Source organism: Paenibacillus vortex V453, from assembly GCF_000193415.1.
Lineage (GTDB): Bacteria > Bacillota > Bacilli > Paenibacillales > Paenibacillaceae > Paenibacillus_AQ > Paenibacillus_AQ glucanolyticus.
On the sequence record NZ_ADHJ01000025.1, the window covers coordinates 169,018 to 181,142 of the forward strand.

The following is a 12,125-nucleotide window of genomic DNA, read 5'->3' on the forward strand; positions in this document are numbered from 1 at the left end:
ACAGAATCGATCGTTTCATGCCCCCGAATACTCCCTCCCCTTTCTTATGAGGTGTAATCGTCAATCGCTTGAACAGCAAGTTCCAACGCTCTCATTCTTCTTTCCAGAAGCGTTCTTTGGGGACTGCCAGCCTTAGACTTAGCGTAGCTGTTCTGGATGGATGGTAATAAACCATTTATAACATGGCGAGCAGCTGCTAATTCTTCCTGGCCGTGATGATGGGGGCTTTGATTCCAAACGTGCTCCAGCATGGATAAGCCAATAGAAACAGCTTGAAGTCGTTTCTTTACGAGAGTAGTATTTGCACCACTTTGATTCATCTGGGACAGGGCATTCTTGAGTTTGCTGACTGTCGATTGCAGAGACCTTATGGATTCCAACTGATCTGAAATAGATACGTTTTCCATATTGATATTGTCCTTTCTCCGTTTGCAGCGCATGTGTGCGCAAGCAATGGTTTACCTGACTTCATTGTACAACATTTATGCAATGGCTAAGGTTAGTCCGTCTGGTGCCTTTATTTCGCAATAATCATTCAAGAAAAGATTAGCATACGGACTCATAATCCCCTTTACTTAAAGTAGATCTAGTTTAAAATGTAATCATACAAAAAAACAGTATATGCTTTTTAGATAGGTACTTCCAGAAAGGATAGTGTAAACATGAGTATGGCTGAATTTAAAGGTAAGGTTAGAAATATTCAAGATACGCCATTTGGTTATACCTTATCGGTGATTGGCGGGAAATGGAAAATGGTCATTATCTACCTTCTCGCCGAGAACGGGACGGTACGCTTTAATGATCTGAAAAGGCAGATCGGAGCTATCACTTATAAAATGTTAAGTTCACAGCTTAAAGAGTTGGAGGCAGACGGCATGGTAAAACGGATAGAATACCCTCAAGTTCCCCCTAAGGTGGAATACAGTCTCACAGAGAAAGCGGAAACCCTATTGCCTGTTTTGGAAGGCTTATGTGAGTGGGGAGTCAAGAACCAGGATCGTTGAATCTATATTCACTTTAGACTCGTACAAGTTTTGTCCTCTACAGAAAAAAACAAGTTCTTGTCCTCAACTCGGAACAAGAACTTGTAGCCCAAAAACCGCAAAAGCAGCGGCTCCGGGAAGATAGCCCATGTTCATGCTGGTACAGACAGTTTTGTAAACCTCTCCGGGATCTCAAGCCCCTTTGGTTAAGCATCGCTTCCAGAACGATTGTATCCCGTCACAGCGCGCGCGATAGGCTTGCCCCATGTGTATGGTGCCTATTCGATATCAATATGGAATGTTTCTTTTAGCCCCCTTTTGCCTTCCGGCGTGATAGATATAGCCCTGGTTTTTGGCATGCGTTGTATCCAAGCTAATTCTAATAGCCTTTCTAGCAGGGCATGGCCTAATGCTCCGGCAAGGTGATGACGTCTCTCACTCCAATCCAGGCATCGATGCGTGAAGGAGCGGCGCTTTTTCTTCACGCGTTCCAGATCGATCTGGAATGTCTGGAAGAAGGCAACTCCCTTTTCTGTAACCGTAAATTGATCGCCCACATCGGATAAGACTCCTGCGCTGAGAAGCGAATCCGTCAATTGGATTCCCAGACTCCCTGCAAGATGATCGTAGCATGTCCTTGCATGGCGTATCGCTTTATGCTCCAAGGCTTGGTTTAATGATCTTATTTCAACAGGTGGCGATATGGATAAAAGGGTCTCCATGATCCGGGCTACTTCCTGATTCGCTATTCCGTAATAACGATGCCTTCCCTGTTTTTCAACGGTGACCAGATTCGCTGTAACCATTTTGGATAAATGAAAGCTGGCCGTTTGCGGTTTAATATTTGCCATATGCGCTAGTTCTCCTGCCGGATGATATCGCCCATCCAACAAGGCGGTCAGGATGGCTGCTCTTGATGCATCGCTTACCAGTGAGGCGATCTGTGATATGTTTGGATTCGGATTCATCTTCTTCCCCCCTAATGTAATCCATATTTCGATGAGCATCGAACCTTTTTTATTTTACAATGAGTGGAGATAGAATAGTTCATGGGAGGAACGATGGTATGAAGAAAACCGCTCAAAAGATAAACACAAAAATAATTAAACCGAGAATCCTATATTATGGAACCCCGGTTATACTGCTCAACACGCTAAATGAAGATCACACCGTTAATATTAGTCCAATCTCCTCATCATGGGCGCTGGGAGAATATATCATTCTAGGCATCGGCCTTGGGGGTAAAGCGATTGAGAATCTGGAACGACATCCTGAATGCGTCATCAATATACCGGACCCTTCATTATGGGAGAATGTCGAACAATTAGCCCCATTGACAGGGAAATATCCTGTTCCGGACTATAAACTTGAGAGCGGATTTACATATGAAAAAGATAAGTTTGAACGAAGCGGATTAACGCCAGTGGATTCCGTCGTTGTCAGGCCGACTCGTATTCTGGAGTGTCCGATCCAGATTGAAGCCAGGGTAAATCACATTCGGGTGCCTGAGGATTCACCCTTTTTTGGCATTATAGAAACGCAGGCTGTGCATGTGCATGCCCATCAGGACATCATGAAGAATGAACAACACATTGACCCAGGCAAATGGAGTCCGCTTATCTACAATTTCCGGCACTATTATGGTCTAGGCCAAGCTTTAGGCAAAACCTTTCGAGCCGAGACATAAGTCTGTAACTCATGAAGAAGAGGCCCGTAATCCATTCACGGGCCTTGTTTGTCCTGCGAATTTTGGCATCACTTCCGCAACTAACGGTCCAACAACCAATCTTTCTCGAATAAATATGAGCAATCGCCGCGCCTATAAAGTATTCCTCAACGGTCGTCAGCACTAATCCCTTGGATCTCGTATGCGGTTTTTATCCTCCTCCACGCTTGCAATAACCTCCCTTGCAGCTTCAATGAAAGATAATATGATCGGTGATAGCCACTTGTCTTTATGCCATGACATCTGTGTATACACGTGCAGATCTGGAATTTGCCATGGAAGAGGAACAAGTTCTCCCCGTTCAACCTCGGCTTCCGTCGTTATTTCAGGAAGAAAGGCAATACCGATTCCCGAGATTGCACATTGTTTAATGGCTTCGGCACTTTGAAACTCTAAATACGTGATACTATCAATGCCCTCTTTCTCAAATGACCGGTCAAACATGGTTCGATAGGGACAACCCTTTTCATTCGTCAGGAACACTTCCCCGTGAAAATCTTCCAGCTGCAGCACACTTCGTTTGGCGAGCGGGTGATCTGGTGCAGCGAATAAGCGGAACGTTTCTTCCTGCAGCGGTTCCACTGCAAGTCCGCTCGATCGAATAGGTTCGTCCAACATGAAGACAACATCCGCGGTTCCCTCAAAGAGCGTCTGCTTGAGCTCTTGATTGGGTACGGAACGGAAGATAAGGCGTACTCCCGGATTACGTGAGCGATATAATTGAAAGACCGCTGGAAGCCGATAGGCGCATATAACCTCGTTGGCACTTATCGTTAAGGTGCCGCTTAGATGATGTTCATTGTCATGTACAACGCTGCGAGCTTCGTCCAATTGATTTAGAACTCCTTGAATATGAGTTAAAAAACGCTTACCCGCCGTTGTGAGAACGAGCTGCTTGCCCAAGCGGTCAAAGAGGCGAACACCAAGCTCATCCTCCAATGCTTTTATTTGCATCGTGACGTTGGAAGGAACATAGTTCAGCACTTCCGCAGCGCGACTGAAGTTTAATGTTGAAGCAACCGTGCGGAACGTATTCAGTTGGCGCAATTCCATTATGCCTTCCCCCTTTTACTTTTACTTTCAATAAAATTGAATGCTGTTTTGAAATCCATTCACTTTTATTGAGAGTATAACAGATCTATACTAATCACAAGAAATACATTCTACAAGTTGGTTTCATTTTGAAGGGAGTTAACAACACGATGGATTATGAGATTTATGATTTGGGTGACGTAACCTTGCAATCAGGAGTAACGCTACCGGACGCTTTTCTTGCTTATAAGACTTATGGAACATTGAATGAAAAGAAAGATAATGTCATCGTCTATCCAACGGCTTTTGGCGACCAGCATGTCCAGAACGAATGGCTGATCGGACACGGCATGGCACTGGATCCGCACAAATATTTCATCATCGTTCCAAATCTGCTGGGCAATGGATTATCCTCGTCACCCAGCAACACGCCTCCCCCGTTCGACCGGGCCCATTTTCCGCAGGTAACCATCTATGACAACGTTACATTACAACATCGGCTGGTAACCGAAAAATTCGGCATTCAAAGGATCGCGCTTGTAGTGGGATGGTCCATGGGAGGTATTCAAGCCTTCCAATGGGGGGCAAGTTATCCCGACATGGTGGAACGAATTGCACCTTTCGCCGGCTTAGCCAAGACCTGGCCCCACACGAATGTAGTCCTGGACGGAATGAAAGCCGCGCTCTTGGCTGCAGTCCACTTCGACTCAAGTAAACTCCATCAGCTGACTTCTGCCGACATGCGTGCCGTTGGTCGAGTCTATGCAGGATGGGGCGTATCGCAGGCATTTTACAGAGAGGGACTTTATCGTGAGATGGGGTTTGAATCCTTGGCGGATTTTATGACTGGCGTCTGGGAAGATAGCTTTATGAAGATGGATCCGCACAATGTCCTGGCCATGTTATGGACAGGACAACATGCAGATATTAGCGCAACCCCCTCCTATAACGGAGATTTCGATAAGGCGCTCAGAAGTATTCAAGCACTGGCCTGCATCATGCCAGGGAGCACGGATCTCTTCTGCTCGGCCGACGATAACGAATACGAGGCTAAACTTATGCCTAATGCTGTTCTTCATCCGATCGAGTCGATCTGGGGCCACTTTGCCGGACGCGGGATCAACAGTGCCGATAATCAATTTATCGACGATAATCTAAAACGGTTGTTGGCGCTTAGTACAAACGGATAGATCATGAATAGCATTGAAGTGTCCAGTCAGGCAGTTTGACAATGAATATAACCCCATCATGAAAACATGATGGGGTTTTTAGACTTTTAATTTTGAAAAGTGACACCGACGCATTCGCTAACGCTTCTGATTCATGATGAATCGCCTAGATCATCGGAGTCCGTAATATGGATAACAAAAGCATACGAGGTGAATCCTCTCTCCCAGTCCGAATTAACTAAAATCGTATAAAATCCCTGTTCCGTTGGCAGCTGTACTCGATGATTATCCGCCATCATCTCAATATACTGTTCTGTGCCGTTGCCCGTATCAAGGACGTTAGATATCATCAATCCGTCAGGCTCCAATCCAGTCGGATAAGTGATGACAAGATTTGATCCAGGCTTCATGCGAACCGGTGGATACCCGGCTTCAGACACCCATTGTACTACCGGATCGTTCATTTCCAGACATCCATTCCAGCAGGAGTTTCCCTGCAGCAGCGGAATCTCCTGCATCCATACGCTACCATCCTTATACTCGTGCTCATAAGCAATGGATGGAACGGGTGCCTCTATTTGCTCATCGAATGCTAAGCTGTGCTGTTTGATCGAGATTAATTCCTTGTTCTCATCATAATAAACTTCGGAATGCATTTCTTCCCCTACAAGGCGAAGCGGGACGTAGACGTTTCCGTTGTAGTTAATTACAGGAAGCCTCACGGTTTTACCGTTAATCTCAAATTTCCCGGATGACTGGAAGTCAATCGAGGAGCTTGCGCCATAAGCGGCCAAGCCGATAACAGCTAATAAACCGAACCATATCCATACCCATACATATTTCCGCAAATCGCCCTCCGCGCCCCCTTCCATAGTCAGTCCCTACCATTTTTTATTCAGGTATCTGCATGCCTCGCGGCAGCCGTACTTCAAAAGCTGTACGAATCAAGCTGCTGTCGGCCGTAATCGTTCCATGATGCTGCATCACGATATTTTTCGAGATAAATAAGCCGAGGCCTGTGCTGCCCTCCCGATGATTCCGGGATTTATCGCCAGTATAAAACATGTCGAATAGATGCGGCAGTTCGTTCGGATGGATGCGGTCGCCAAAGTTAATCACCTGAACTACCGCTACTTCTGCTTCAAGGAAAGCGTGAATATCGACAAACTGACCGTCGTTGCCGTACCGAATCGCATTGGTCAGCAAATTTTCAAACACGCGTGCCAGCAAGTCACCATCACCCGAAATGATCAGATGCGGAGTAACAAACAATCGGGCTTTCAGTTTGTTTTTCTCAAAAACCGGAAGTAATTCTTCGCTTAACTGCGTCAGCAGCTCGCTTAAATCGATGGGTGCTTTTTCGACCGGCAGCATACCGTAATTCATTCTCGTGATTTCGAACAATTCATCGATCAGCTTCTCCAGGCGCTTCGACTTCGCGAAAGCAATGCCTGTATAATGCCGAACCTGTTCCGGGGTCGAATAACTCGTCCCTGAGAATGAAATCCAGATAACCGATAACGGAAGTGAGGGGCGTACGCAAATCATGGGCCAAATTCAGTATCAGCTGATCTTTGCTGCTCTCGGCAAAATCCCCTCTCGCCACAGCTTGCTTGAGCATCTCACCGGTCAGATTGATATCCGCCGCGATATCCCCGAATTCGTCCCGGGACGCGATCGAAACCCGCTTGTCAAAATCACCGTTGGCGAGATGCCGAATCCCCGCAGAAATTTCATTAAAATAAGCCACATAAGGCTTCGTAAGCAGTAAGAAAAAAAAGACCGCCAACGGGATAAAAAATATCAGAAAAAAATTAATGTCCCCGACCGTTCTTATGAACAAGCGGACATAAGCCAGCGGATCCTCGAATTTGACCTGAGTTCGGTAATAGTATTGCAGAATTTTGTATAATGCGAACATGATGATGCCGGATATAAGCATGCTTAAGCCGAAGAGCACAATCATTTTGGAGCGGAAGCTTCGTATCAAGTTAGCCATTGAACGTATAGCCTACCCCCCAAACCGTTTTGATCAGCTTGTTTTTGTTTGTATCTTCATGCAGCTTTTTCCGCAATGTCCGAATATGCACCATAACCGTATTGCTTGTTTCAAAGTAGGCCTCGCCCCATACGTGCTGGAATATATTTTCGGTACTAAACACCTTTTTTGGGTAACTGGCCAGTAAGTGCAATATGTCAAATTCTTTGGGCGTCAGCTCGATCGTTTCGCCGTACAGGGTCACAATCCGCTGATCGGGGTAAATGATCACCCCTCCCGCTTCCAGCGCGGGTTTGCCGGAAGTCGTCGGTTGACTCATTTGCATATAACGGCGAAGGTGGGCATTCACGCGCGCGATCAGCTCCATCGGGTTGAAGGGCTTGGTCATATAATCGTCTGCGCCTCTCACCAGCCCAGCAATTTTATCAAGATCGGACGTTTTGGCGCTCAAAAAAATGATCGGCATGTGATGTTGTTCCCGAATTTGCCGGATGACTTCATAACCATCCAGCTTGGGCATCATAATATCCAGTATCGCCAGATCGACGGAATGCGTCTGAGCTGCTTGTACCGCCTCCTGCCCGTCCGCCGCTTTAAGGACATCATAGCCTTCCTTTTTTAAGTGCAGCTCAATCAGGTCCGCAATTTCTGCCTCATCGTCCGCAATGAGAATTGTAATCCGCTTCATGGTATCCATCCTCTTCGTTCACTTTGCAACATTATTGAAACTTGAGACTACAGGCAGGAGGATTCAGTAATTCAATCCAACCGCTTGTAAGCACCTCCCGACTATACCAGTCTAGTTGGAATATCTCAATAATCCTTTTAGAATTCTTAAAGAGTTATGTCTAGATCGTATTTAATCGCTATCCGACTTGTTCGCCTGATTCTCTTCATAAATAATCGGAAACGACTGGCTTCCAAGCAGCATTCTCCGCCCTTGGAACTCATCATACAGATTGATGCGAACTCCCCCACCACTTACGTTTTTGCTGAAGTTGTTATTCACTGTAATGGTGTATGATTTATTGCTGCCGATGGTCAAATCGGTGCCGAGTGTTAACGTCTTCTCCGTGGATTGTCCGGTCGGGTCAATCATCTCCATAATGAGTTTATGTTCATATTCACCTGTCTCGTAATCGCCATTCCTTGAGAGGTTATAATGAATAGCGGTATGGAGCATGTCTTTCCCTTCACTAAGTCTAGCTTCTCCTCTCGTAATGGAGAGTTTATAAGGAAACAATTCCACATTTCCTAGATTCGTTGCTGGTTGGAAAGCTCTAGGGCTAAGTGCTAATCCCACCGTATTGATCGATCCAATAACTTCCGTTGATTCTTCCCGCTGATCTGTCAACTTTTCGCCTGCTACACCTTCGCCGATATACAATACAAGCTGTGAAGTATTCACATTCAGCGGAAGCTTGCTCCAAACGGTAACCAAATTTTTTCCGTTCGGGCCTGTCTTGACGGACGATTGATTGACCTCTGCCTCAAAATACTCGTTGTCCGGTGTTTTGTAGTAAGCCACCAGCTGCGCCTGCTTGGATTGACGTGTTTCCTGACTGGTCATCTCCAGTTCCGTGTAGATCAAATTGGAGCTGCTGTCCTGGTAAACGGTACTCATTCGTTCACGGACCTCCGCTTTCTTGCCAGGAGTATCGATACGATAGGATTCGCCAGCAGTAACCTGGTTCACCACATTGTTGACCGCCCGGGTATTTAGCGACAGAAACCTCGTGACGTCCTCTCCTGAAACTTCCTGCAGCTCAATTCGTAATTGATTGAAATTGTAGGAATACGGTACGTTGGCAAGTACATACATCTCTACGGTTTCATTAGGCGCCAGAGTCGTCTGATCATTCGGAATCACGATTTGAGCTGTACTGCTGAGGTCTCGCATATCTGCCTTAACTTGGGCTTTGAGTTCAGGCAGGTGTACGGTTAACGCTTTGGTGTTACGAATGCTGATACGGGCTGCAATTTGATCCCCATCTCCCCATGGCAGCCGCTGATATGAGCTCAGCTTTACGCCGAATGTCCCATGGTCGTTCTCGATGACGTTTTCTGTGCCCAGATGGCTTTTACCTTCCTGAGCATAAGGAATTTTATAGTGGGCAGCCGGGAAGCTGATCTTCCCCTCCACCGCAGGCTCCGTTAATTGCAGCTGCAGCATATTCTGTTGCATGTGCAATGGTACATCTGCACGGAGATCCATCAGCTTCTCTTCTAACGGCTTCAGCGTAACATTGGCGAGTACCTTCGCATTCACCGGGATGCTGTAGCCTTCATGGGTGAGGATCGAAAGCTCATAAGCCGGCAGCTTCAATGATTTTTCACCAAGATTTTTAACTCGGAATTGCAGGCTCCATTTCCCGGTATCGTTCTCAGCATATACGGAAGCACTTTTCAACTGTGTTTCAATCATAAGATGATGAACGGATATTTTTTTGATTGCATAATCCGCCGCAGGTACATCAGCCGTAACGGAAGGCAGCTTGAAGGTTTTTACTGGCAGCGTCATTTTTAAAGCTTCATCTTCCTGCATGAATTGCATCGTCATATTATCGGTTTTGAGTGTGGACGGAACCTCTGCCAGATAATAAATCGTTCGCTTCTGCCCTGGCTGGATCTTGAAACTGCCTCCTGTTTCGTCCTCAGGCACAAGGTCGAATACCGAGCCGCCGGCCGACTTGAGTTGTACTTTATATCCAGGGTCACTTAGCACCTTCTTACCTCCGTTTGCAACATTGACCCCGACTCTCAAATACACTTTCCCATTATGTTTCATACGCTGCATTTTTTCTGCCTTGACCGTAACAGGCTGCTGCTTCATCATAAGTTTTGCGCTGTTGCCTTTAGCCACGGCGATATCCGAAGCTGCCGCAGGAAGTTTAAACGATTGCACCGGAAGATGTATTTTCAATGCTTCGTCTTCCTGCGCCAGCTGCAATGTCATACCATTCGTCTTCATCGTGGAAGGAATCTCCGCCCAACAGTAGATGGTTCTGCTCTCCTGAGGCTGGAGCTTGTAGCCAGTGCTACCCGATTCGGGCAAGAGTTCAAATATCGAGCCGCCGGCCGATTTTAGATATGCTTTATATCCGGGATCGCTAAGCACCTCGGTTCCTCCATTGGAGAGCTTCATCCCCAGTTTTATATATACTTTTCCATGGATTGTATACCTCTGTACCGTATCTGCCTTGGCCGTAACTGAAAGATTATTCATCTTCATCTTCTTGCTCTTGCCTACAGGAACTACAGATGCGTACTGGGCCGGAATCGTGAAACCTCCCAGCTTCTTCTCATAAGTGGCGCTGCTAAAATCCCATCCGAATATGGAAACCTTCATTCCGTTTACCTGTGCCGATCGTCCAATGTTCACATAGTACGTCACGGAGTGACTGCTGTTCGCAGGCACCGTTCTTTTACCAGCATCACTCGTCACAACTTTTCCTTTTACGATGGCGCCACTTGGCGTGGAAACCTTGGAAAAATAATCGATAAGATCTACTCTGCTGCCACTGTTATTGTTGTAACGAAGCGTGTACGTGAGGATATTCCCGTCAGGTTGTGCAAAAATATTCATATCCGTCAGCTTCACACTGACGCTCTGCTTCAATGCGACCGAGCCGAGTTGATCCAGTGTGAACATCGACGCGGCTGCAGCAGATTTGGAAAGGGACGAATCAGCTGCGTATGCCCCGTATGTGTCAAAGGCAAAAGATTGACTCAACACCGCAGCGCATAGCACTACTGCCATGTATTTTTTTGGCCTGTGCATAAATGTACCTCCCGATAAAAAAATCTATATTTCGCTTTCCCTCTTCTGTGAAATAGGAAGCAGCGCACGTATGTGGGCTGCTTCCTGTCATCTTCCTATTCGTTTAAATAGGTGGTTACCCGGTTCTGGATCAGCTTAGCCACTTCTTCCGCAGTCTTCTGTCCGCTGAAGAACGCATAGGACTCTTCACGGGCAATGTTTAACACTTTAGCATCCAGTTCCACGTATTGATCGGCGGATTCAACAATTTGTTTAAACACGGTAAATTGTTCATCAGATACTTTTGCCTGCTCCCCATTCGAAAGCGTATAATCGCCGCTTTTCACTTTTTCCTGAAGGTCATTGATCATCTTTTCATTCACGGATTTAAGCATCGAGAACCCTGTTCTTTCTTGTATCGATTGTGCTTCTTCAGACAATAAGAAAGTGATGAACTTCCAGGCTTCATCTCTTACCGGCGTTTTGGCATTGATTACGAACTGAGACAAAGGAACAACTCTCGCGCCTGTACGATCTCCGACTTCTCCCGCTTGCGGTATTTGCAATAGCTTGGGATTATCAAAAATCGTATAAGGGCCTTCGATAAAATCAGTTGGTGATCCGATCCGGCTGGAGTAGAACAATTGATTGCCCGCCTTTGCCACTTCTGATGTGATGATTTTATCGTCAGACATTTTCTTAGCTTGCTGGAGCAGATCCACAAATTCGGGCGAGTCGAACTTTGCCTTTTTGGCGGAAGCCTCAACAAACGCAGTGTAGTTCGTAAATAACATCTCCTGAAAAAGGTATTCCGGCGGATAGTCTGCCAACGCATAAAGTTCATCGGCACCACGATTCTTTTGGATAACTTCCTTCGAAACTTGCTCGAACTCCTTCAAGTTCCAGGTCTGATCATCGAACTTCACATTGGCGCTGCCCAGCATGTCCCCGTCACCTACAAACACACTGAAGGAATAGCCCGAAGGGATCACGTAAACCCCCTCATTCACCTTCAAACCGTCCAAAATAGTGGTTTGTAAATCGTCTTTGTTCAACGTCTGTTCTTGCTCCAGTAAATCATTCATATCGAGAAGAAAACCTTTGCTCACATATTCATTAAGAGGCAGGACGTCAGCTTCAATGATATCCATGCCTTTTCCCGATAACATGGCTGTATTCGTTGTGTTTCGATACTTCTCATAGTCTTTAGATTCATGGATCTGCAGATCAATATCCGGATGTTTCTCTTCAAACTTTTTTTCCAGCGTCTTATAGAACGGACTCGACTCTAACAGCGACAGGGTGAGCACCGTTTTTCCCTCTTTCGTTGTGGACTGATCCGCCTTCCCGCTTTCTCCAGAGCCGCATGCGGTTAAACTCGCGATAATAACACCCATTGAAATGATCGATAGCCATTTTTTCATGATACAAATTCCTCCTGGTCTTCTCTTATTGA

The 12,125-nt window shown here is 46.2% G+C and carries 10 protein-coding genes and 1 pseudogene; 3 read left to right on the forward strand and 8 right to left on the reverse strand.

Annotated features, from left to right (window positions below):
• Positions 1 to 44 precede the first annotated feature (44 nt).
• Complete coding sequence (locus PVOR_RS15660; protein ID WP_006210309.1) at positions 45 to 407, reverse strand: hypothetical protein; 363 nt, start codon at positions 405 to 407, stop codon at positions 45 to 47.
• 255 nt (positions 408 to 662) lie between these two features.
• Between PVOR_RS15660 and PVOR_RS15665 the strand changes: the two genes are divergently transcribed.
• Positions 663 to 1,004, forward strand: a complete 342-nt coding sequence (locus PVOR_RS15665) for a winged helix-turn-helix transcriptional regulator (protein WP_006210310.1) — start codon at positions 663 to 665, stop codon at positions 1,002 to 1,004.
• Positions 1,005 to 1,261: 257 nt separating this feature from the next.
• Here PVOR_RS15665 and PVOR_RS15670 read toward each other — a convergent pair whose 3' ends face one another.
• Positions 1,262 to 1,951 (reverse strand): ArsR/SmtB family transcription factor, encoded by a 690-nt coding sequence (locus PVOR_RS15670; protein WP_006210311.1) that lies wholly within the window; start codon positions 1,949 to 1,951, stop codon positions 1,262 to 1,264.
• Positions 1,952 to 2,049: 98 nt separating this feature from the next.
• On the opposite strand from PVOR_RS15670, the gene PVOR_RS15675 reads away from it, so the two are divergent.
• On the forward strand, positions 2,050 to 2,670 hold the full coding sequence (locus PVOR_RS15675) for a flavin reductase family protein (protein WP_006210315.1): 621 nt from the start codon (positions 2,050 to 2,052) through the stop codon (positions 2,668 to 2,670).
• A 162-nt stretch (positions 2,671 to 2,832) separates the two neighbouring features.
• On the opposite strand, the gene PVOR_RS15680 is transcribed toward PVOR_RS15675, so the two are convergent.
• Positions 2,833 to 3,762 (reverse strand): LysR family transcriptional regulator, encoded by a 930-nt coding sequence (locus PVOR_RS15680; protein WP_006210316.1) that lies wholly within the window; start codon positions 3,760 to 3,762, stop codon positions 2,833 to 2,835.
• A 149-nt stretch (positions 3,763 to 3,911) separates the two neighbouring features.
• On the opposite strand from PVOR_RS15680, the gene PVOR_RS15685 reads away from it, so the two are divergent.
• Entirely contained in the window at positions 3,912 to 4,931 is a 1,020-nt protein-coding gene (locus tag PVOR_RS15685; RefSeq protein ID WP_006210318.1) for an alpha/beta fold hydrolase, read from the forward strand.
• A 131-nt stretch (positions 4,932 to 5,062) separates the two neighbouring features.
• Here the strand turns inward: PVOR_RS15685 and PVOR_RS15690 are convergent, their stop codons facing one another.
• The 5 genes and pseudogenes from PVOR_RS15690 to PVOR_RS15710 form a co-directional block, all read right to left on the reverse strand.
• Positions 5,063 to 5,758, reverse strand: a complete 696-nt coding sequence (locus tag PVOR_RS15690) for a stalk domain-containing protein (RefSeq protein ID WP_100086502.1) — start codon at positions 5,756 to 5,758, stop codon at positions 5,063 to 5,065.
• A 43-nt stretch (positions 5,759 to 5,801) separates the two neighbouring features.
• A pseudogene (locus PVOR_RS15695) lies at positions 5,802 to 6,909 on the reverse strand (sensor histidine kinase).
• Positions 6,902 to 7,597, reverse strand: coding sequence for a response regulator transcription factor (locus PVOR_RS15700; protein ID WP_006210320.1), 696 nt, complete (start codon positions 7,595 to 7,597; stop codon positions 6,902 to 6,904). The pseudogene PVOR_RS15695 and the gene PVOR_RS15700 overlap by 8 nt, the downstream one beginning before the upstream one ends.
• Before the next feature lie 171 nt (positions 7,598 to 7,768).
• Positions 7,769 to 10,690, reverse strand: a complete 2,922-nt coding sequence (locus tag PVOR_RS15705; protein ID WP_006210322.1) for a hypothetical protein — start codon at positions 10,688 to 10,690, stop codon at positions 7,769 to 7,771.
• A 95-nt stretch (positions 10,691 to 10,785) separates the two neighbouring features.
• Positions 10,786 to 12,093 (reverse strand): ABC transporter substrate-binding protein, encoded by a 1,308-nt coding sequence (locus PVOR_RS15710; RefSeq protein WP_006210323.1) that lies wholly within the window; start codon positions 12,091 to 12,093, stop codon positions 10,786 to 10,788.
• Positions 12,094 to 12,125 lie beyond the last annotated feature (32 nt).

What these genes read in the sequence shown, in the direction of transcription:
- PVOR_RS15710 (WP_006210323.1), bottom strand. Translation starts at nt 12,093, where the DNA reads ATGAAAAAATGGCTATCGATCATTTCAATGGGTGTTATTATCGCGAGT.
- PVOR_RS15660 (WP_006210309.1), bottom strand. Translation starts at nt 407, where the DNA reads ATGGAAAACGTATCTATTTCAGATCAGTTGGAATCCATAAGGTCTCTG.
- PVOR_RS15700 (WP_006210320.1), bottom strand. Translation starts at nt 7,597, where the DNA reads ATGAAGCGGATTACAATTCTCATTGCGGACGATGAGGCAGAAATTGCG.
- PVOR_RS15680 (WP_006210316.1), bottom strand. Translation starts at nt 3,762, where the DNA reads ATGGAATTGCGCCAACTGAATACGTTCCGCACGGTTGCTTCAACATTA.
- PVOR_RS15675 (WP_006210315.1), top strand. Translation starts at nt 2,050, where the DNA reads ATGAAGAAAACCGCTCAAAAGATAAACACAAAAATAATTAAACCGAGA.
- PVOR_RS15665 (WP_006210310.1), top strand. Translation starts at nt 663, where the DNA reads ATGAGTATGGCTGAATTTAAAGGTAAGGTTAGAAATATTCAAGATACG.
- PVOR_RS15705 (WP_006210322.1), bottom strand. Translation starts at nt 10,690, where the DNA reads ATGCACAGGCCAAAAAAATACATGGCAGTAGTGCTATGCGCTGCGGTG.
- PVOR_RS15685 (WP_006210318.1), top strand. Translation starts at nt 3,912, where the DNA reads ATGGATTATGAGATTTATGATTTGGGTGACGTAACCTTGCAATCAGGA.
- PVOR_RS15670 (WP_006210311.1), bottom strand. Translation starts at nt 1,951, where the DNA reads ATGAATCCGAATCCAAACATATCACAGATCGCCTCACTGGTAAGCGAT.